The sequence below is a fragment of the Lactococcus sp. AK05 genome (assembly GCF_041026685.1).
Lineage (GTDB): Bacteria > Bacillota > Bacilli > Lactobacillales > Streptococcaceae > Lactococcus > Lactococcus lactis.
In genome coordinates this window covers 257,987-277,764 of the sequence record NZ_JBFTEI010000001.1, presented here as the reverse complement: position 1 = coordinate 277,764, position 19,778 = coordinate 257,987, and the positions used below count along the sequence as shown (strand labels likewise).

At 34.0% G+C, this 19,778-nt stretch carries 21 protein-coding genes; 9 read left to right on the top strand and 12 right to left on the bottom strand.

Annotation, left to right across the window (positions count from 1 at the left end):
- Window positions 1-98: 98 nt before the first annotated feature.
- The 3 genes from AB6B24_RS01385 to AB6B24_RS01375 all read left to right on the top strand — a co-directional run bounded on the left by AB6B24_RS01385 (window position 99) and on the right by AB6B24_RS01375 (window position 3,622).
- A complete protein-coding gene (locus tag AB6B24_RS01385) occupies window positions 99-1,331 on the top strand; it encodes an extracellular solute-binding protein (RefSeq protein ID WP_003130374.1) in 1,233 nt (410 codons plus the stop codon).
- Window positions 1,332-1,402: 71 nt separating this feature from the next.
- Window positions 1,403-2,761 (top strand): sugar ABC transporter permease, encoded by a 1,359-nt coding sequence (locus tag AB6B24_RS01380; RefSeq protein WP_311803109.1) that lies wholly within the window; start codon window positions 1,403-1,405, stop codon window positions 2,759-2,761.
- Between the two features lie 3 nt (window positions 2,762-2,764).
- On the top strand, window positions 2,765-3,622 hold the full coding sequence (locus AB6B24_RS01375; protein ID WP_003130377.1) for a sugar ABC transporter permease: 858 nt from the start codon (window positions 2,765-2,767) through the stop codon (window positions 3,620-3,622).
- 131 nt (window positions 3,623-3,753) lie between these two features.
- On the opposite strand, the gene AB6B24_RS01370 is transcribed toward AB6B24_RS01375, so the two are convergent.
- The 5 genes from AB6B24_RS01370 to AB6B24_RS01350 form a co-directional block, all read right to left on the bottom strand.
- Window positions 3,754-4,407, bottom strand: a complete 654-nt coding sequence (locus AB6B24_RS01370; protein WP_311803110.1) for a CPBP family intramembrane glutamic endopeptidase — start codon at window positions 4,405-4,407, stop codon at window positions 3,754-3,756.
- 147 nt (window positions 4,408-4,554) lie between these two features.
- Window positions 4,555-6,048 carry a hypothetical protein gene (locus AB6B24_RS01365; RefSeq protein WP_311805654.1) on the bottom strand — a complete coding sequence of 498 codons (1,494 nt, stop codon included), beginning with the start codon at window positions 6,046-6,048 and terminating at the stop codon, window positions 4,555-4,557.
- Between the two features lie 340 nt (window positions 6,049-6,388).
- Window positions 6,389-6,574: a hypothetical protein gene (locus tag AB6B24_RS01360; protein WP_311803112.1), complete on the bottom strand. Its 186-nt coding sequence runs from the start codon at window positions 6,572-6,574 to the stop codon at window positions 6,389-6,391.
- A gap of 203 nt (window positions 6,575-6,777) precedes the next feature.
- Window positions 6,778-6,984: a helix-turn-helix transcriptional regulator gene (locus AB6B24_RS01355; protein WP_023189708.1), complete on the bottom strand. Its 207-nt coding sequence runs from the start codon at window positions 6,982-6,984 to the stop codon at window positions 6,778-6,780.
- 16 nt (window positions 6,985-7,000) lie between these two features.
- Window positions 7,001-7,474 (bottom strand): DUF2975 domain-containing protein, encoded by a 474-nt coding sequence (locus tag AB6B24_RS01350; protein WP_195936245.1) that lies wholly within the window; start codon window positions 7,472-7,474, stop codon window positions 7,001-7,003.
- A gap of 214 nt (window positions 7,475-7,688) precedes the next feature.
- On the opposite strand from AB6B24_RS01350, the gene AB6B24_RS01345 reads away from it, so the two are divergent.
- From AB6B24_RS01345 to AB6B24_RS01335, 3 genes are all read left to right on the top strand, one after another.
- A complete protein-coding gene (locus AB6B24_RS01345; RefSeq protein WP_311803113.1) occupies window positions 7,689-8,684 on the top strand; it encodes a hypothetical protein in 996 nt (331 codons plus the stop codon).
- A gap of 3 nt (window positions 8,685-8,687) precedes the next feature.
- Entirely contained in the window at window positions 8,688-9,632 is a 945-nt protein-coding gene (locus tag AB6B24_RS01340) for a hypothetical protein (RefSeq protein ID WP_311803114.1), read from the top strand.
- A 79-nt stretch (window positions 9,633-9,711) separates the two neighbouring features.
- On the top strand, window positions 9,712-10,191 hold the full coding sequence (locus tag AB6B24_RS01335; RefSeq protein ID WP_311803115.1) for a hypothetical protein: 480 nt from the start codon (window positions 9,712-9,714) through the stop codon (window positions 10,189-10,191).
- Window positions 10,192-10,223: 32 nt separating this feature from the next.
- On the opposite strand, the gene AB6B24_RS01330 is transcribed toward AB6B24_RS01335, so the two are convergent.
- The gene (locus AB6B24_RS01330) at window positions 10,224-10,760 is read right to left on the bottom strand and encodes a YagU family protein (RefSeq protein WP_015426875.1); all 537 of its coding nucleotides are present in this window, start codon (window positions 10,758-10,760) and stop codon (window positions 10,224-10,226) included.
- Window positions 10,761-10,870: 110 nt separating this feature from the next.
- A complete protein-coding gene (locus AB6B24_RS01325) occupies window positions 10,871-11,146 on the bottom strand; it encodes a bacteriocin immunity protein (RefSeq protein WP_003130384.1) in 276 nt (91 codons plus the stop codon).
- Window positions 11,147-11,366: 220 nt separating this feature from the next.
- Between AB6B24_RS01325 and AB6B24_RS01320 the strand changes: the two genes are divergently transcribed.
- From AB6B24_RS01320 to AB6B24_RS01310, 3 genes are all read left to right on the top strand, one after another.
- The gene (locus tag AB6B24_RS01320; protein WP_311803116.1) at window positions 11,367-12,185 is read left to right on the top strand and encodes an LssY C-terminal domain-containing protein; all 819 of its coding nucleotides are present in this window, start codon (window positions 11,367-11,369) and stop codon (window positions 12,183-12,185) included.
- A gap of 64 nt (window positions 12,186-12,249) precedes the next feature.
- Entirely contained in the window at window positions 12,250-12,552 is a 303-nt protein-coding gene (locus AB6B24_RS01315) for a helix-turn-helix transcriptional regulator (RefSeq protein WP_003130388.1), read from the top strand.
- A 91-nt stretch (window positions 12,553-12,643) separates the two neighbouring features.
- Window positions 12,644-13,819 (top strand): NADH-dependent flavin oxidoreductase, encoded by a 1,176-nt coding sequence (locus AB6B24_RS01310; RefSeq protein ID WP_311803117.1) that lies wholly within the window; start codon window positions 12,644-12,646, stop codon window positions 13,817-13,819.
- A 310-nt stretch (window positions 13,820-14,129) separates the two neighbouring features.
- Here AB6B24_RS01310 and arcC read toward each other — a convergent pair whose 3' ends face one another.
- The 5 genes from arcC to AB6B24_RS01285 form a co-directional block, all read right to left on the bottom strand.
- Window positions 14,130-15,077, bottom strand: a complete 948-nt coding sequence (arcC, locus tag AB6B24_RS01305) for a carbamate kinase (protein WP_369164039.1) — start codon at window positions 15,075-15,077, stop codon at window positions 14,130-14,132.
- A gap of 24 nt (window positions 15,078-15,101) precedes the next feature.
- Window positions 15,102-16,202 (bottom strand): agmatine deiminase, encoded by a 1,101-nt coding sequence (gene aguA / locus AB6B24_RS01300; RefSeq protein ID WP_259745613.1) that lies wholly within the window; start codon window positions 16,200-16,202, stop codon window positions 15,102-15,104.
- A 10-nt stretch (window positions 16,203-16,212) separates the two neighbouring features.
- Window positions 16,213-17,574, bottom strand: a complete 1,362-nt coding sequence (locus tag AB6B24_RS01295) for an APC family permease (protein ID WP_311803119.1) — start codon at window positions 17,572-17,574, stop codon at window positions 16,213-16,215.
- Window positions 17,575-17,589: 15 nt separating this feature from the next.
- Window positions 17,590-18,612 carry a putrescine carbamoyltransferase gene (gene ptcA, locus AB6B24_RS01290; protein WP_369164038.1) on the bottom strand — a complete coding sequence of 341 codons (1,023 nt, stop codon included), beginning with the start codon at window positions 18,610-18,612 and terminating at the stop codon, window positions 17,590-17,592.
- A gap of 233 nt (window positions 18,613-18,845) precedes the next feature.
- On the bottom strand, window positions 18,846-19,676 hold the full coding sequence (locus AB6B24_RS01285) for a LuxR C-terminal-related transcriptional regulator (RefSeq protein WP_311803121.1): 831 nt from the start codon (window positions 19,674-19,676) through the stop codon (window positions 18,846-18,848).
- Between the last annotated feature and the right edge of the window lie 102 nt (window positions 19,677-19,778).

The window sequence follows — 19,778 nt, the reverse complement described above, 5'->3', positions numbered from 1 at the left end:
AATCAAAATGTAATATTTTTTTCCTTGACAAAAAGCAAACGGTTGCGTAAAATGAGGAGTGTATAAAATAAACCGTTTTCATTAGGAGGAAACACAAAATGAAATCATGGAAAAAAGTTGCTCTTGGTGGAGCATCTGTACTCGCCCTCGCAACCCTCGCAGCTTGCGGTTCATCAGCAAGTTCTAACAAATCATCATCTTCTTCTAGCTCAAACAATGTTAAAGGTAATGTTACCTTGTGGGTTGACCCAGCTAATGTTGATAGCTACAAAACACTAGTAACTGGCTTTGAAAAAAAATATCCTGATGTTAAAGTAAAAGTCAATCAATCTCCAACAGGTTCTGCAAATGCCAAAACTGACGTTGGTAAAGACCCAGCAAAAGCAGCGGATGTCTTCAAAGTTCCTAATGACCAACTTGGTGCCATGGCTGAAGCAGGTTACATTAACCCTCTTTCTCCTGATGCAACAAAATGGGTAGACAAAAATGACATTTCTGTTGCTGGAGAAGCTGTTTCTTGGAAAGGTAAATATTATGCCTATCCTCAAGACCAACAATCAAATATCATCTTCTATAACAAAGCTAAATTCTCTGAGGCACCAACTAGTTGGACTCAATTTACACAAGATAAAGCAATCGGTACAGACTTTACAAACTCATATAACTGGTATCCAGCCTTCCTTTCAAATGGTACAGTTTTGTTTGGTAAAGATGGTGAAACTTTAGACGGTACTGACGTTGCCGGAGATGCTGGACTTCAAGTCTTGAATTGGTTTGCAAAACAAAAATCTAACACAGGTGTTGTCCAATCAGGTCAAGCATTGCTAGCTGATTTAAAATCAGGTAAAACAGCTGCTGTCCTCGATGGACCCTGGGATGCAAGTAATGTTAAGAAAATTCTTGGCGACAATTACGGTGTTACCACCCTTCCAACAATTGATTTCGGCTCTGGCGAAAAGAAAATGCAAGCTTTCTCTGGTGTAGGTACACTTGCTGTTAACTCTGCTTCTAAAAATCAAGTCGCTGCATCTTCTCTCGCTCAATATCTTTCTAATGCTGACTCACAAAAAGAACTTTATAAAGATAATAATGCAATCCCAGTTGCTAAAAGTTTGCAAACTGATTCAGATATTACCGCAGACCCAGCTGCCCAAGCTGTTATCAAACAAGTGCCTGAAGATACTTTGATGCCTAAAATGCCTGAAATGGCCACATTCTGGAATTTAGCTGCTCCTTTGATTAATAATACATACCTTGGTAAGACTCCTGCTTCACAATATGACAGTCAACTTAAAACTTTCCAAGATTCTATCTCTAAAGCAACTAAATAATTCATCAGTACTCTTTTAAAGAGGTTGGGCACAGCCTAATCTCTTTATTTATTAGAAAAGGACAAAGTTATATGTTCAGAAAAAAAACTTCTTTACCACCTGAAGCCACTTATAAAGAAGTCTGGTCTAAAGGGGATATTTTTGCAAAACTGAGTTTTTTTGTGATGGGACTCTTTCAATTAAAAAATAAACAATGGCTAAAAGGGTTTCTCCTTCTTGCCAGTGAAGTCATTATTATTTGGTGGTTACTCTTTTCAGGCTTTAAAGCTATCAGTATGCTTGGAACTCTTGGTACGGTAAAAACTAAAAAAGTTGTCTGGGATGCTTCTGAGGGAGTATATAATACTCTTTTACCTGATAATTCTATGCTCTACCTTCTATTTGGTGTTTTTGCAATAGTAGCAATTGGTTTACTTATATTTTTATATATCGTTCATCTTAGATCTCTTCGTCACCTCTATGCACTTAATCGTGACAATAAGCATATTCCAACAACGCTGGAAGATTTATCTTCACTATTAGATGATAAACTTTACATTACATTAATGGTTCTTCCACTTCTTGGAATTTTAGCTTTCACTGTTGCTCCGTTAATCTTTATGATTACCCTAGCCTTTACAAACTATGATACTCAACATTTAATTGGTTTTTCATGGACTGGATTGTCTGCATTTGCTCAAGTTTTCCAAGGGGACTACGGAAAAGCCTTTTTCCCACTATTAATTTGGACCATTATTTGGGCTGTAGCTGCAACTTTAACAACATTCCTTGGTGGTGTTCTATTAGCCTTGCTAATAGAATCCAACGGAGTTAAATTTAAAGGTTTTTGGAGAACTATATTTGTTGTAGTGTTTGCCGTTCCTCAATTTGTTTCTTTGCTTTTAATGGGAATGTTCTTAGACGACCATGGGCCTATTAATAGCGTTTTACAAAATGCCCACTGGATTAAAGGGCCAATTCAATTTTTATCTGACCCAATCTTGGCTAAAATTTCAGTTATTGGTGTAAACATGTGGATTGGTATTCCAGTAACAATGTTAGTTTCAACTGCTATCATTCAAAATTTATCGCAAGATCAAATTGAAGCAGCAAAAATTGATGGAGCTAACACTTTCCAAGTGTTTAAATCAATTACATTCCCACAAATATTATTTGTTTTGACCCCAACATTGATCCAACAATTTATTGGTAATTTCAATAATTTCAACGTTATTTATCTTCTTACTGGAGGTGGGCCAAATACAGACAATAACTTGGCAAATGCTCAAGCAGGGACAACCGATTTATTAATTACTTGGCTCTATAAACTTACTACACAATCTACAAGAAATTATGCTCTTGCTTCTGCTATTGGTATCATAATATTTGTTATCACAGCAACTGCATCACTCGCTTTATATCGTAGAACTAATGCATTTAAGGAGGGCTAATTAGTGAAATCTTATAAAACTCAGAGAAAACTTTCTCTAACATTCCGTTACCTTTTATTAGTTATCTTAGCTCTCCTTTGGATATTCCCTGTCATATGGATGATTTTAACGAGTTTTGCTAAGAATAATAATACAGGTTTCGTTCAATCCTTATTTCCACAAAACTGGACGTTGGAAAATTATATAGGTATTTTCAATAATTCTCAATATCCTTATGCACATTGGCTTTTAAATACTTTTATTTTAGCAGTCATATGTGCGGTGGCGAATACTTTTATCACAACAATTATGTCGTACGCACTTTCACGTTTACGTTTTAAATTCAGAAAACCATTTTTACAATTCGCATTGATTATTGGTATGTTTCCAGGAATCATGGGGATGATTGCAATGTATTCAATTCTTAAATCTATTAATATGCTTAATATTTGGGGAATGGCATTAGTCTATGTAGGTGGTTCTGGATTAGGTTTCTACGTGTTCAAGGGTTTCTTAGATACCATCCCTCGCTCTATTGACGAAGCCGCAACAATTGACGGTGCAACTCGCTGGCAAACTTTTATTCATATTACACTTCCTCTTTCTCGTCCAATGATTGTATACACATCTTTAATGGCATTCATAGGACCATGGCTTGATTTCATGTTCTCAAGTTACATCTTAGGTGGTGGAGATCCCAAAATTCGTACAGTGGCCTACGGATTGCAAAATATGATGACAAATTCAAAAGGTTCAAGTGCTACAAACCTCTATCAGTTTATCGCAGGTAGTGTACTGATTGCAGTGCCTATTACAATCTTATTCATAGTTATGCAAAAATTCTACGTCAACGGAATTACAGCTGGTGCGGATAAAGGATAAAGATTGTTTTCTTAAAAAGATATAAAAAAAGCAGACTATATTAGCCTGTTTTTTATATCTTTTTAGATTTAAGTAAATTTTTAGTCGGTAACTAAATAGAACTCCATTCCATAGTTCTATCTAGAGTATACTTATTTCTTTAACACAAGAGGTACAACAAATAGAAACACTAAATCAAAGGCTAAATGAACAACATATGAAGTCCAAATACTTGATGTTTTCAAGTAAGCGTAATTGAATATCAATCTCGCCACTCCCTGAACTAATAAGATTTGAATAATTGTTCGCAAAACATTTCCACCATTATAGGTATTAAAATGAATTAATCCAAAGATTACCGAAGTGACTAAAGTCGAAATTATAGTTGATAATCCCCACTTTGTACGAAGTGTTTCCAATATTCCGATTGAAAATAATTCTTCGCCCATAATCATAAACGGGACGAAAAATATCAAGATAAAATCTCCAAATGCTGCATTGGCGTGGTTCCCTGAATTACCAAAAATCAGTGCAACAATAGTTCCTCCAAGCATTGACCATATCGTATTAATAATTAAACATGCAATGGCAATTTTTATATATTTTCCCTGTGGTTTTGAAAACCATATCAATGCCTGATTTCCAAAAATCACGGCTACTCCTACAATACTAAAAATCAGAAGTGTAAATTCTTGAACATATCCAATATGTAAATCAATACTTGACATGATATAGAAGCCGACAAACAATAATAAAAGTCCAATTATCGTTCTTAGAATATCCGCTGACCTTATTTTCTGTCCCATCTCTTTTTCCTCTCTCATAATAAATAAACTACGATTCTCACTATATTAATTATACCTACTCCCAAGTATAAATATAAGTTTAAGGTTTGAGAATCTTCAACATAATATTTTCAACGCAAATTGAAGAAAACCTTCAATAAACCAGAATTATTTACTATGACGTCCATGTTTTTGAAATAACGCAAGGATAACTCCTACAGCACCAAAAAGTATCATTCCTATAAATGTAAGAAAAAGTGAGAGACCCGCATCATCACCTGTTGTTGGTAAACTTGCAGCAAGAGTTTTAACTTCATTTTGATTAGCTGATTTAGTTACAGACGTTGTGGTAGCTTTTGTTCCCGTAACTGTTGCTTTTACAGCTGTAGCACTTTCAGGTTGTGCACTATGGATTGATACCGTTCCACTTGAAACGATAGGATTGACTTTAACAGCTTCTTTTCCAGCCGCTTTATTAGTTGTTTCTGTAGTTTCTGTAGTTTTTGCACTATCTTTTTTGTTTAACTCTTGCAACTTAGTGACGCTCTTACGGTAATCCGTTCCACTAATATTACGTTCTTGTGCTTCTTTTTCAGATGCTTGACGCTTTAGAACTGCTGTTTTATAATCACTGGCATTTACTCGATTCAAATCTGTCGGAGCATCTAAATGACTCGCTTTATCTTGTGATGATACATCAGTATCACGTTGTTGGTCAGTTCCTTCTACAGGATTTGTTGGTAAAATGTCATCTTTAGGCATATTTTGAGGTGCTGACTCTACTTGTTTTTGCGATGTATCATCAGTACGTGAAATGTTTGAAGTAATTGAACTGTTTGGGTTCTGTGCTGTAAGCTCTTTAATATAGTTCAATGCCTCTGTATAAGTTTGTACTGTCTTTGATTGACTCACTCCATCAATTACAACAGTAGAAACATAACCATTAGTAATTTTGGGTTCTCCATAACTGCGTGAAATGTTTGAAGTAATTGAGCTGTTAGGATTTTGAACTGTTAAATCTTTGATAAAATCCAAGGCTTCCGTATAAGTCTCAACTGTTTTGTAATGACTCACTCCATCAATTACAACAGTAGAAAGATAGCCATTGTCAACTTTGGCAGCCTCGTCCTTAGCTATATTTTGTGCAGCTTGTTCCCCCGCTTTTTTGGCTGCTACCTTTTCAGCTGCTTGTTCGGCCACAATATTCTGCTTTTGAGCCTCTGCTGCTTGCACAGCCTTTTGAACTTGTGTTGCTTGTTCGGCTGCTTTTTGAGCTGCTGTATGTTCTGTAGCTTGCTCATCCATAATTGCTTGTTTTTGTTCATCAGCTGCTGCAACTTGTGCCGCGTGTTCTACTTCAGATTTGGCTTGCGCTTGTATTGCTGCTTCTTTATCAGCTTGGGAGCTATCAATATGGGCTTGTGTAGTATCTGCAGTTGCATAGTTAACCTCTTTCCCATCTTCGTACCAATTAACTCCATCTTTTACAATTTCTTCTTCATTGTCTAAAATGGCTTTATGTCCATTACTTTCAATAACTGCAACACCATTAACGTTATCGCCTTGTTTTGCTTGATTTACTGTTGCAGCTCCTACTGGTGCTGATGTTGTTGCCGCAATTAATGCAATTGCGCCGAGTGTTACAATTTTAGACTTTTTCATGAAGTCTATCTTCCTTTTTATTCAGACTTTTAAGTCCATATTTTTGTAAGAGGGAAATAATTCTTCCCCCTTACAATACCTTAACCCCTGTTGCTTAAAAATTACAACAAGGGTCATCATTTAATGCTAAAGTTATCTAAGTTTTTACTATGAATATCCAGCTTGTTCTGTAAAAGTTCTCCTTACCTTATTTCAGCACTTCTTTCTATACTAAGTTATTCTTTTTTAAATTCAAGAGCTATCCTTCAGTCAAGCTCCTAATTTAAATAAACTTTAAAAGCAATCAATGAAACGATTAGGGTAAGAAATATGAGACAGATTATTCCAACTTTTCTCATTATCATATCTTACTTTCCTTTTCATTAAATTCTTTAGCATCATCTAGAATTTTCACCAACTTTATATCCGATAATTTAGAATTTTGATTTTGCGCCTTTTCCCATTTGACTATTACTGATTTATAAAGCAGCATAACCATATTGTAGTGACGAGCACACGCTATATGTTCAACTTTATACTTTTGCATTAACATCTCGTATTGTTGTGATTCGTGGATATTAAAGACGATATTTATTACCATTTTTTTGACATCAAAACACACTTTATTTTAGTAAAAAATTACTGATTGTCAATTGTTTTTTATTGTTTTTCAATATATTTTTATTGTTTTTATTGATATTAAAGAAAATAAAAAACACCTCTAGGTGTTTTTATTTTTTATTTAAATAATTAGTCCTCTATATATTCAAGTAAATCTCCTGGTTGACAGTTTAATACTTTACACAAACTTTCTAAAGTGGAGAAACGTATAGCCTTGGCTTTTCCATTTTTTAATACCGAAATATTGGCCATCGTAATACCAACTTTTTCTGACAACTCTGTCACGGACATTTGCCGTTCGACCAAAATTCTATCTATATGTACTTTAATCGCCATTAATTTCTCCCTCCTCTTATACTGTTAAATCATTTTCAGATTTTATTTCAATAATTTTTCTAAGGAGTTGTTCAATTACAGCAGTAAATGTACTTAAAATTAAAGGCGAAAAAATAAAAACTAATGCAATTGGAATCGTAGCATAAACCTTTGTAATCATTGCCGCATGATACATCATCGGAAAAATCCCCCATAAAACAACAAACACAGCATATGTTATCTTCTTTATTCTATTAATTATTCCCTGAATTTGTTTGGTGAATATAACATCTTTATCCATATATTTTAATATCTTGTATACTTGAGAGCAAGATACTAAATTTAACAACAGAGATATAAGAAATGAAAAATAAAATAAAACTTTTATAAACAATATATCAGGTTTATGGAAAATATCCCATATTCCTATCCCAAATATAATAGACAACATCACTGTTATAATCATAATGACTGACACGACAATTTTTAGTGGAATTGTATTAATTTTCATGTTAAGCTCTTTTCTAATTTCTTAAACTATTGTATCATAATCCCCTTAGAATTTATATCAACATATTCAATAACTGTTTTACAAAATACGCTTGCATAATAATTTTATAAATAATCTTCAAAACACATCATTATTTTTCTGATATTACTTATATTTATTCACTTATATGCTATAATTAAGCCGTAATGTCACCAAAATTGGAGTATATAAATTTATGAAAAAATTTTTTATTATCATCTTTGCTATTTTTTCTATTGGAATTTTAAGTAGTTGTAAAACTTCAAGTAAAGATAGCGTTAACACTAATAGTAATCCTCACCAAGCTATTCAAGGGGAGTGGATTTCGTATTCTGAAAGTAAAATCAATCTTCCGAAAACAACGAGTGCTGCAGATGCACATAAACTGTTAGATTTAACCGCATCTACCAGTGAAAAAATCAAGTTTGATAAGAAAAGAGTCACACTTGCTACTAATGAATACGACTATAAGCTAGGTCGACAAATTATTATTGGTTCATACAGTTATGATTATAAGTTAGAACACGGTCAGGATATTTTAAAATTTGATACGACGAGTTCAGATATTGGTGGAAATGTTTATTATCGAGTAGGAAGTAAGCTTGAAAAAGAAAAGACCAAAGAAATTAACGACAAAGAAGCCAAAGAGAAAAAATCAGTGACTCATTTGAATGAAGTTTGGAAAGCAAAAACAGACATCATTGAAAAATCACTCAAGGAAGCAATGATTGGAACATGGTCAGGCCACTTTAAGGCAGTAGCGACTACTGGGCAAGGTGTGGCTTGGGCGCCCGGAATGCAAACATTAACTTTTGATGGTGGAACTAATCTTTCATTTCACGCCTCTTCTGATTCTTTGACAAATTTTGACCAAAAAGTAATTCACAACGCTTATGCTTCTTATCAACCTAATGGAATTTTGGGATTAGAACCTTCAGATCATATTCCAGTAGCTCCTAAGAAACTTTTAAATATCATTAAAGACCTCACCGCCGAACAAATGTTTAACCGTATCAAATATATTGCTTTTTCCTATGATGTAACAACTGATACTGGCACGATTTCTCAAAGCTTTTCCCCTTCCGAACTTTCATATAAGAACGGAAAGTTATCATTTGATACTGCCTTACTCATCACACAATGTGGTGATGAAGGGGTTCAAATTTCTGGAAATGTTTCTAAAACGGAGTAAAAATTGAAAAATAAAATTATCGTAGTAGCTATACTAATAACAACTTTTTTCTCTCTTTCAGCATGTAGCAAACTAACAAAGTCAGAAAGTACACTAATAAAGGGTCAGTGGGAACTATTACAAGAACCCATACAAGTAACAAGTAATCTCAAATTATTAGATTTTCCCAATAAGAGTACTTCTATCGTTAATTTCACTAAAGAAAAAAATTATCAATTTAATGAAAAGAAACATGAATTAAGTTATCTCAACTCCTACAAATATCAAACATCTTTTGATATTTCGGGAAACATTTTGACACTAAGCAATAAGAAGCAAAAGATGATCTACTATCGGAAAAATTCTGTTCAGTATAAAAAAGCAATAACTCCAATTAAAAATAATATGAATTCAGTTAATGAAGCATGGAAAGCTCAGAACCAATCTTTTTTGGAAGATTATGAAGAGGCTATTGCAGGAAACTGGTCAAATGCCAAAGGAAACGCCCAAGTTAATTTAAATCATGATTCTCCAGATCCTGATGCCACTCTATCCATCTCCACACCTAAATTTCTCTTCTTTGATATTTCCTTTACTGGAGGTGCTCGAGATAAAACGATGTCGGTCAACTTTAAAGACAAAAATATCTCTGATGCTGCAATAAAACTTTCATATTACGATTTTGACACTCTTTTAGGTCTTGGATGGAGTGCCTCAGAAAATTTAAACGAAACAAAAGAAAAAATAAAAAAATTAACTTTCAGAGATTTATTTATGGACTTGGAAGAAGTGACCTTAGCATATAGCATTCCCGACTCAACATTAAGTCAAGAGATTACTGTTTCTGCCTATAGAGCTACAGTTTCATCAAATCTCACTCATTTTGATGAGTGCACTATCACAACAAGAGACAGCTCCACAGATCACGACTTTAAAGCTTATTTAAGCCCCGTAGAAACCACAAATTAATATGAACCTATTTTCCCTGAAACTACTTCTAATCCCTATTCTAGTTTTATCACCACTTGCCTTATTGTTAATTGAAAAATTGACTAAAAAAAAATATATTACCGCTAAAAATATCTCAGAAGACGTAATTAAGACTGATGAGATTGAAGCTCTTGTTTTAGCTGTTCTTAGCTCATGGAATCAGTCAAAACTATATCAAAACAGTCAATTTTACAGTAAAAATTTACTAAAAAAACAGGACAAACATATTGTTCACAATGATATGTATGGAAAAAAAGAATCCATTTTTGATATTCAGATTGAAGGAATAAACAACCTACACCAATTCAAGAATAAAATTACTGTGGAAATTTCCCTTAAAGCGAAATATTCTCTATCTTTTGATGAAAATGATAGCCTTATGTACCTTGTCACCTCAAGGTCAATGTCCAGATATAATGAAATGCTAAAAGATCCGCTGCCTGATAGACAAACATATCAAAAAGACGTACAAAAGTGGGAATTTGTTATTGAAGAAAATCTCTTTAAAGTGAATAAATTCTCATCAAATCTGAAATAAAAAAAGCCCTCTTAAGAATGGCTCTTTTTATTTTAGAAAAGTGAAAGAACATCTGAATAGTGAGTAGCAATCATATAAAAACTCACAGCAGCTATTGACCAAGCCCAGACGATGTGTCCAAAAAATTCTGAAAAGTGTTCTGAAAAAGGTTGTTTCCAAGGTTGTGGTACCGTTCTAGTAATAGGCATTAACAGAATATGCCATAAAAACCAGATAATAATACCGTAAAGAGCCCCCTCGCCTAAGCTTATACCACTCCATATTTGTGATAAGACAACAAAAATAAATGAAAAAACAATTGAAAAACTGAAATGAAGAATCAAGGCAAACCAATACACTTTTTGGTCTTTAGAATACAAAAAGTAAGCATGAGTAATTTTGGGGGGAAAGCCAATTTGTTGCATCAGTTTTTGAGGAGGGTTTGTTTCATCTCGCTCTTTTGTACGAGGAGGAAGAATGGCTTCCCAACCAATTTTTACCATTCCAGAAATTAGTCCAGAAACAATACCAATCCATAAGCAAGGCAATAAAATTCCCAAAAACCAATCCAACGATATATTTTTTACCATTTCAAAATCTCCTTATAATATATAAAATAAAAACTACTCTTATTTTATAAAAAATTTATTATAAAGTGTATTGAATTGTTTGCTCATTCTAAAGGAAAGATTTATTATCATTAAAGCGAAAGCCAACTTCCACGTTGACCTCTTTCAATAAATTGTTGCGACAACTGAAGATAAAACCTCACAACTTCACTAGATAATTCCTGTTTTCTAGCAAGAGGCGCTAGAGAATGTTGGAGATCGTTGATTACCTTCGGAGTATAATTTCCCTTTTCTAAATTATTCTTACTCTTCACTAAAACTTCACGTTCTTTGCTATTCAATGTTTTACTAAGAATTAAATCATAAAGTTCTTCTAAGATTTCTGCTTCACTCGCTTTTTTGACCATTTGTTCACTCCTTTAACCTTTCAGATAGCTTATTTTATAATTTTCTGATAATATAGTCAATTTCTTCCGAATCTATTTTATTTATTTCTAAATCTTTAGTCAATACACTCTCTAGTATTTTAGTCATTTTTAAATTAGAATAGATATATAAATAGATTTTGTGTCAAAAAAATCTATAATACTTTATCAAAAAATATTCATTAACCTCTAAATAAGAAAGATGATATCAATGGATCAAAAAACTAAAATTATAAATTTCACCGCTCGTACTTTTCGTGTTTTAGTAGCAGTTGTCTTTGGATATACCATTTATGATTTATTTTTCAGAGAGTTATTAACTCGTAAGATTCACATTTTTTTATATATTGTCACCTGGCTAATTTTGTCCTATCTGATTATCCCCAATATCACAAAAATCATCACAAAAATTTATCTACCGGAATACTTCATTGGAAGGTCCAGAACTTCTGATGGTGTATTAGGTGATTCGGTAAATTTATTAATTGACGGTTCAAAAGAAGATATAGAAGCTGCTTTTTTAAGAATGGGTTGGACAAAATCAGATAAAATTACTTTAAGGTCCTCTCTCAAAATTATAAAATCAAGCTTATTACATCAAAGCTATCCCACTGCACCCGTTAGCTCTCTCTTTTTATTTTCTAAAAAACAAGACCTCGCCTTTGAAAAAGAAATTGCTGGCAGTCCTAAACAAAGGCATCATATCAGATTATGGGAAACTCCACAAGATTATTACCTCCCTGGGGGAGTAAAGTCTGATTGGGTCTGTGCCGCTTCATTAGATATTGGTATTAGATTTTCTTTATTTACAGGACAAATTACTCATCGTATTGATGAGAATATAGATGAAGAAAGAAATCTTATCGCAAATGAACTCATCGAGCATGGACTAGTTGAAGAAAGGAAGCTATATACTCATTTCACAAATCCTTATCGAAGTAGAAATGGTGGGGGAGATAAGATTTCTACAGATGGTTCTTTAGTTTATTTGAAATTAAGAAAAAACCCCAACAAACGATAGGTATTTAACTTACTCCCAAAATCTTTTATATTGACATATCGTATTTTTTCGATATAATAGATTTATGGAAAATGTGGAAACTTTTAAAACCCTATCAAATGAATATCGATTGAAGATTCTTACTTTACTCAAAGAACCAAAAAAACATTTCTACAACGAAACTAAAGTAGATGAAGTTGAAACAGGTGTTTGTGTAGGTGAGATTCAAAAATTACTTAACTTAACTCAGTCTACTACTTCTCATTATTTATCTATGTTAGAAAAAGACAATTTATTAATTGCTACTCGCATTGGTAAATGGACCTATTATCGTCGAAATGAGGAGATGATTTCCGATTTTAAAAATTTCATATTAGAAGAGTTATAATTAACTTTCTTTTTATTTCTTCATATCGATATTTCTCGAATTATAGTTTTAATAATCTACTTTCCAAATATAATAATAACAGGATAAAAATATGTCAAATCAACTAACTGATCATGTTACCTTACGTCATGGGGCAACTTTAAACAATCGTATTGTAATGTCTCCAATGCAAACTCATTCTGGTTTAAAAGGTGGTTTCGCTTCTGATGATACTATTCAATATTACTCTGCTCGTTCACAAGCGGCAGGTATGTTAATTACAGAATTCCATTATGTGAGTGAAAATGGTGGACCAGCATATGTGCCAGGATATCCTGAACAATTAGGAGCTTATTCTGACGCTCATCTTGAAGGACTACGCAAAACTGCACAGGCTCTAAAAAAAGATGGAAATAAAGCTATTCTTCAAATTCATCATGCTGGGCGAGCCGCTGTAGGACGTCATGTTAATGGATTAGATGTGGTGGCTCCTTCTGCTATCGATTTTTCTTTCTTAGATTACCCTGTTCGTGAACTCACACTAACAGAGATTGATGATATCATTCTTGATTTTGGTAAAGCCACAAAACGTGCAATTGATGCTGGTTTTGACGGTGTTGAAATTCATGGTGCCAATCATTATTTAATTCAACAATTTTTCTCAAAACTTTCTAATCTTCGCACAGATAAATGGGGTGGTTCACTGGATAGTCGAATGGCCTTTCCGCTAGCTGTTGTTAAAGAAGTAAAAGCAATCGTTGATGAATATGCTCCTAAAGACTTTATCATTGGTTACCGTATTTCTCCTGAAGAACTTCATGGAAAAAATATTGGCTATGATTATAAAGAAGCTCTCTCACTTATCTCTGAAGTAATTAAATATGAACTTGATTATATCCATCTTTCATTATGGGCAGGATACAATTCTAAACCTGAAAATAGCGAAAAATCTTATGCTGAACTTTTTAGAGAAATTTTAGATGATAAAACAAAACTTCTTATTGTCGGTGGTATTTTTGGGGAGGATACGGCTACTGATGCGATTGAAAACTATGCTGATTTAATTGCTGTTGCTCGTGGAACTTTGATTGACCCTAACTTTGCTAAAAAAATTACTGAAGGAAAAGGGGACACAATTCTTCATAAGATTAGTCCGGAAACAGTTGAGTATTCTCACTTAACTCCTGGATTACTTGAAGCCTTCAGCCGTGAAGATTCTCTTGGATTACCTCCTTTACCCGGAGGCGAAACTATTAGACACTTGCATACAGGACAGTATGATATCTAGTTTTTTGATGACTAATATATATTAAAAGCTATTGTAACTTTACAGTAGCTTTTTCTTTTAAAATAAAAAAGTTCCTGACTTAACAGGAACTTTTTTGGAACTCCAATATCGGAGAAGCTCCGTAGAATTTGCTTTTGTACCCCAACGCTAAGAGGTACTTTTATATTATATCCTAGATAGAAAGATGATTACAAATCATACTGTCGCTTTACAAAAAAATTTTAACAAGCTCTATTATTTAGGCCAATTTTCCTTTAAAAAAGGTTGCTAGAATTCCTTCTTCCTAGCAACCTTCTAATGATATTTTTAATCAATCAGGAACAATCCGTGTTCCTGCTCCACTTTTGACAAAGTTTTCCACATTTTCAAGTGAAGTAATCGTGGCTTGCTTACCAGTATTTTCGACAAAAGCGACAGCTGCTGCCACTTTTGGTTTCATAGAACCTGCCGCAAAATAACCTTCTTCTAGATATTGACGCATTTCGCTAACTGGTACAACGCCTAGAGCTTTTTGATTGGGTTTACCAAAATTTAAAAAGACATCACCGACAGAGGTAAAAATAACTAATTCATCAGCATCAACAAGTTCTGCTAATTTTGCTGCCGAAAAATCTTTATCAATTACCGCTTCAACTCCTTGATATCCCTTATTTTTTTCAATAACAGGAATTCCTCCGCCACCAGATACTGTAACCAAAGCTGATGATTCTAACAATGGTTTAATTGCGTTAGCCTCAACAATTTTGAGAGGTAAAGGTGAAGGAACTACTCTTCGGTAACCTCGTCCAGAATCCTCAATCAATTTCCAATCAGGATATTGAGTCTGAATATTTTTAGCCTCTTCTTGGCTATAAAAAGGTCCAATAGGTTTTGTCGGATTTTTAAAAGCCTCATCATTAGCATCAACTACTGTTCTTGTCACTATAGAAACAAATGGAACATCAGACATTCCATTATTAGCAAGAGCTTCTGTAAAAGCTTGTGCCATCCAATAACCGATTTGCCCTTGAGTCATAGCAACAGCTGTATCAAGTGGCATTGCCGGATTTTTAACTGAATTACTTTCAAGTTGTTGCAAAAGTAAATTACCAACTTGGGGTCCATTTCCATGAGTGACGACCATTTCAACATCATTGTCTTTTATTAAAGGCATTAATTGTTCGGCAGTCTTATTAAGTGCCATAGATTGTGCTTGCGCTGTAGGGTCGCTAGTTAAAATAACATTCCCCCCTAGAGCAACTACAATACGTTTTGCCATTTTCTGTTAAATCCTCTCTACTCCTTATTTGGCTTTAGGTTGTTGCTGAGTAATACAATGGATATTTCCTCCACCATAAACTACTTCAACAGTGTTCACGCCAACTATTTCGCGGTCTGGAAACATCTCTTGAACTTGTTTTAATGCTAGAGCATCATTTTCATCACCGTATTGTGGTACGATAACTCCTTTGTTTGTAATCAAGAAATTCATATATGAAGCAATACAAATATCTCCGTCTTCACGTGGCATTGTTCCTTCAACTGTATCAATTCTAAATTGTTTTTTTATCGTTACATTTTTAGCTGGACAAGTCAATTTATGAACTTTGAGTTGACGTCCTTTAGCATCTGTCATTTGGCTCAAGCGTTTATAGGCATCTTGTGCTGCTTCATAAAAAGGTGAATCTTCATCCTCAGTATAAATGCATGCAACTTCTCCTGGTTTTACGAAGCAAGCAACATCATCCACGTGACCATTTGTTTCTTCTGGGTCAATTCCATCCCCAAGCCAAAGAATTTTTTCAGCATTCAAATGTTCTTTAAGCTTATTTTCAATGTCCTCTTTGCTCATGTGAGGATTGCGTCCTTCAGATAAAAGGCACATTTCAGTAGTCAAAACTGTTCCTTGACCGTCAACATGGAATGAACCTCCTTCAAGAACAAAATCATCTGTCCGATAAGAGTCAACACGTTCTAATTCACAAACTTTTTGTGCCACTAGATCATCTTGATCCCAAGGAAAATATAGACCATCAACAAGTCCACCCCAAGCGTTAAAAGTCCAGTCATTTGCTCGAAGTTCGCCCTTATCATTAATTACAAAACTTGGCCCACAGTCACGAACCCACGAGTCGTTGTTAGAAACTTCAAGCACACGCACGTCAGCGGGTAATTGATACCGAGCATTTTGATATTGGGCTTGTGAAACTAACATTGTTACTGGTGTAAATCTACTAATTGCTTTAGCAACATTAGTAAAGGCAATCTGAACAGGTTTTGCTCCATCACGCCAGTTATCTGGACGTTCGGGCCAAATCATAAAAATTTGATCTTGAGCTTCAAATTCACCAGGCATCCGAAAACCATCTTCTTTTGGTGTTGTACCAATAATACGTTTTGCCATTTTTTCTCTCCTATTTTTTTATTTTTTTAAATTTAATAATTAATTCACCAATCACAATAAAAATAATTGCGCCAATTGTAATCGGTAATTGTTCTGTCAACGATGCCTTATCATATTGCAAAGGTATGGCTGTAAAAATTAATGATATGATAATAATAATCATTGGTAAGGCCATATATAATTTCAAGATTCCGTCACTCCCACTCACTTTAAATGGACGTGGAGTCTCAGGGTCAATCTTGCGCAATTTATAAAAGGCAGGGAAGACCGGAATATAACTCAATAAAAATAGAACTAAATTTAATGAGAAGAATGACCAGAACAAATCTTGATTGGGTAATAATGGGGCAATCACAACAATAAATGTTGCTACAATCCCATTCATCAAAGCTGCACCCCAAGAAATTCCATTAGAAGCACGTCTTTTTGAGAAGAATTTAGGCATGTCACCATTATCAGCAGCATAACTAGCAATATTATTAACCCCTTGTGACCAAGAAACCATATTACCCACTAAAGTCAGCATAAACAAGAAAGCAATTAAACTAATGAACCAACCTGTTGGTGTACCCAGCATCACTTGGAAACTATCTACCAATCCCGAACTTGTCGATAATTTATCGGTTGGAATAGCAACACCGATTCCAAAGGCCGAAAACATATAAATCGCTGCAATTACGATCCCACCAATGATGATTGATTGTGGGATTTGTTTCTTAGGATTTTCCATACTGTCAGCAAAAGTACAAATGACTTCAAACCCCAGTAAGTTAAAAATGATTACTGAGATAAATGATAGACTATGCAAATCAAAACTTGGAAGTAATGATGCTAAAGTATAATGATTTGCTACTCCCTTAGTCAAAGCTGAATAAACTCCTAAGCCTCCTAATGCTAATGCTAAGAATACCTTAATTACTGCGCCGCCATTTAAAATCCAAACGCTATCACTTACTGGATATAAACTAATCAAAACAATAACCCAGATGAAAATTAATTCAATTAATAGTGAAATACCTGTATTTAATTGAAAGCCAAACATTGTATGCAATAAATCAGGACAAAGTACAGCAAGTGAAGCCATCCATAATGGGAAGTTTACCCAATAAAACCATGAAGCACGCGCTCCCCAACGATGACCAAAGGCTTTTGTAATCCAATCATACAGTCCACCCTCACCAGTATAAGTTGTTCCAAGTTCAGATGTAATTAGACCATAAGGCAAGAGAAAAGCAACGATGAGAACAATCCACCAAAAGAACTGCGAGTTACCAATAGCAGCAACCGGTGCTGCTGCTTCGGCAACAAAAACAACACAAATGACAGAAAGAATAGCACTAAACAGACTAAATTTTTTCTTTCCATTTTCCATAAATGATACTCTTTCTTATTTTGCTAAGTAAGCCTCTAACTCAGCCTTAGCTTTGGATTGTGCTTTCAAATCATAAGGATTTTTTTCAGCATAATCAGACATCAACCAAACAAGGAGGGCACGGATTGAAGTCAAGCGATTTTCGGCTTCGTCAAAACAAATTGAGTTTGGACCATCAATAACCGCATCAACAACTTCTTCACCTCTTGAAGCTGGAAGACAATGCATAAATTTTGTATGTACTCCTGCTTTTGCCATCATCTCAGGTGTGACTTGATATTTAGGGAAGAAAATTGCTAGACGTTCTTCTTCTGATAGTTCTGCATCATACAAACCGTACCAAACATCTGTATAAAGGAAATCTGCACCAACAATTGATTCTTCATCGTCTGTTACTTCATAAGTACCACCAGAAGCCTCACAATTTTCAGCTAATTTTGCTTGATGTTCTTCATTAAGTTGGTAGCCTTTAGGGCCAAAATGAACAAAGTGCATTCCCATTTTAGTTGCGATTAAACCTAATGAGAAACAAACTTGAGTCGCATCACCGACAAAGACAACTTTACAATCTTCTAATTTTTTACCAGCTGGTAAATGTTCAATCATTGTAGTCAAATCACCAACTTCTTGTGTTGGGTGATTATAGTCTGACATCCCATTAAGAACTGGAATGGTTGTATGTTTTGCAAGGTTATTAACTGATTCATGACGATCAACACGCGCCATGATGATATCAAGCAATCTAGAAAGAACTGTGCTTGTATCTTCTATTGTTTCATGACCACCGAGTTGAATTTGACCAGGCGCTAAATATTCTGCATGTCCTCCTAATTGAGTCATAGCTGTTTCAAAGGAAACACGAGTACGAGTTGATGTTTGTTGGAAAATCATTCCTAATGATTTATTTTTAAGAAGTGGTGGATAGTAGCCATTTTTAATCGCTGCTTTGATTTTTAAGCCCAGTGTTACAATATCAAGAATTTCTTCTTTAGTGTAATCTTCGGTTGTGATGAAATCACGTTTGTTTGTTGTTACCATTTCTTTATTCCTCCTGAATAAAATAGTTATTTGACTTCCCTCTTGGGAACGATTTCAGTATATCAAGAGCCAAAATATAAAACAATCAACTCTAGGATTTAATCTTTTATAAAAGCCGAAAACCCTTTGATAGCAAAGGGTTAAGTAAAAAGGTTTAGTAAGGTTTAGAACTATTTTAACCGCTTTCTTAATCAAAATAAAAATAAACTCCATTAAAAAATGGAGTTTTAGGATTATTGAGTAAGCTCTGATTTTTCAAACGCTTCCCAGACTTCGCAAACTTCTGAACGTTTTTCAACTTGGAGTTTTATAAAAATATTGTGAGTGTGGGTTTTGACTGTTCCTAGAGAAAGATATAATTGATTGGCTATTTCTTGATTGTGTTTACGTTGAAGGAGAAGTTCAAGAATTTCTCCTTCCCGTTGAGTGATTCCATATTTATCCATAAATCTTTCAAAGTAATATTCATCTTCTTCAAAATTACTTACAGAATAATTAGTCTCATTTTTTTCATTTCTAATATCAATGACAGCTACTTCTTCGTTGCCTTTTTGATAATTGGTTAGAAAATATTTAATGGCAATAAGGCAAAGTGAGATATGAAAAATATCTTCTGAAACATTTCTATTATGGATTTTAAGCATATTTGTATGATAAATATCTCTAAAATAAATAATAAAAGTATCTTCTACCACTATAGCTAATCCAAAAATTATCGCTAGGCTTCCAATTAATTTCACATATTTTCCTAAACTGCTTTTAGGAATCATTTTTCGATTATGGATTAATAAATAAATTCCAAGATAGACCGTTAGTAACTGGCTTGGAAAATAATAAAGCCAGACCTTTAGCGCTGAATTTGCCATAAAAGGAACAACAATAAGCCATAAAGCAAAAACAATATAAATACCATATTGATAAGTTTTTATTTTTTCTTCAAATAATTCGGTCACTAATTTTAAGGCAATACCAAAAGTTGCCAAATAATAAATGGTTCCAATGATTGGATTAACCATAAATTGCCGATTATAGTCATTTGCAAATATTTGAAAGGTTTCGGACATGGTCACTATTAAACCGTTTAAAATAAGAAGCAAAAAATAAAGACTTACCAATAAATAATTCTTTTTTCGCTCTTTTAGATACAAGCTTAGAGAAAGTGACAT

Coding starts and splice junctions, on each gene's coding strand:
- AB6B24_RS01385 (WP_003130374.1), top strand. CDS start 99: ATGAAATCATGGAAAAAAGTTGCTCTTGGTGGAGCATCTGTACTCGCC.
- AB6B24_RS01380 (WP_311803109.1), top strand. CDS start 1,403: ATGTTCAGAAAAAAAACTTCTTTACCACCTGAAGCCACTTATAAAGAA.
- AB6B24_RS01370 (WP_311803110.1), bottom strand. CDS start 4,407: ATGGGACAGAAAATAAGGTCAGCGGATATTCTAAGAACGATAATTGGA.
- AB6B24_RS01365 (WP_311805654.1), bottom strand. CDS start 6,048: ATGAAAAAGTCTAAAATTGTAACACTCGGCGCAATTGCATTAATTGCG.
- AB6B24_RS01360 (WP_311803112.1), bottom strand. CDS start 6,574: ATGCAAAAGTATAAAGTTGAACATATAGCGTGTGCTCGTCACTACAAT.
- AB6B24_RS01355 (WP_023189708.1), bottom strand. CDS start 6,984: ATGGCGATTAAAGTACATATAGATAGAATTTTGGTCGAACGGCAAATG.
- AB6B24_RS01350 (WP_195936245.1), bottom strand. CDS start 7,474: ATGAAAATTAATACAATTCCACTAAAAATTGTCGTGTCAGTCATTATG.
- AB6B24_RS01345 (WP_311803113.1), top strand. CDS start 7,689: ATGAAAAAATTTTTTATTATCATCTTTGCTATTTTTTCTATTGGAATT.
- AB6B24_RS01330 (WP_015426875.1), bottom strand. CDS start 10,760: ATGGTAAAAAATATATCGTTGGATTGGTTTTTGGGAATTTTATTGCCT.
- AB6B24_RS01325 (WP_003130384.1), bottom strand. CDS start 11,146: ATGGTCAAAAAAGCGAGTGAAGCAGAAATCTTAGAAGAACTTTATGAT.
- AB6B24_RS01320 (WP_311803116.1), top strand. CDS start 11,367: ATGATATCAATGGATCAAAAAACTAAAATTATAAATTTCACCGCTCGT.
- AB6B24_RS01315 (WP_003130388.1), top strand. CDS start 12,250: ATGGAAAATGTGGAAACTTTTAAAACCCTATCAAATGAATATCGATTG.
- AB6B24_RS01310 (WP_311803117.1), top strand. CDS start 12,644: ATGTCAAATCAACTAACTGATCATGTTACCTTACGTCATGGGGCAACT.
- arcC (WP_369164039.1), bottom strand. CDS start 15,077: ATGGCAAAACGTATTGTAGTTGCTCTAGGGGGGAATGTTATTTTAACT.
- aguA (WP_259745613.1), bottom strand. CDS start 16,202: ATGGCAAAACGTATTATTGGTACAACACCAAAAGAAGATGGTTTTCGG.
- AB6B24_RS01295 (WP_311803119.1), bottom strand. CDS start 17,574: ATGGAAAATGGAAAGAAAAAATTTAGTCTGTTTAGTGCTATTCTTTCT.
- ptcA (WP_369164038.1), bottom strand. CDS start 18,612: ATGGTAACAACAAACAAACGTGATTTCATCACAACCGAAGATTACACT.
- AB6B24_RS01285 (WP_311803121.1), bottom strand. CDS start 19,676: ATGTCCGAAACCTTTCAAATATTTGCAAATGACTATAATCGGCAATTT.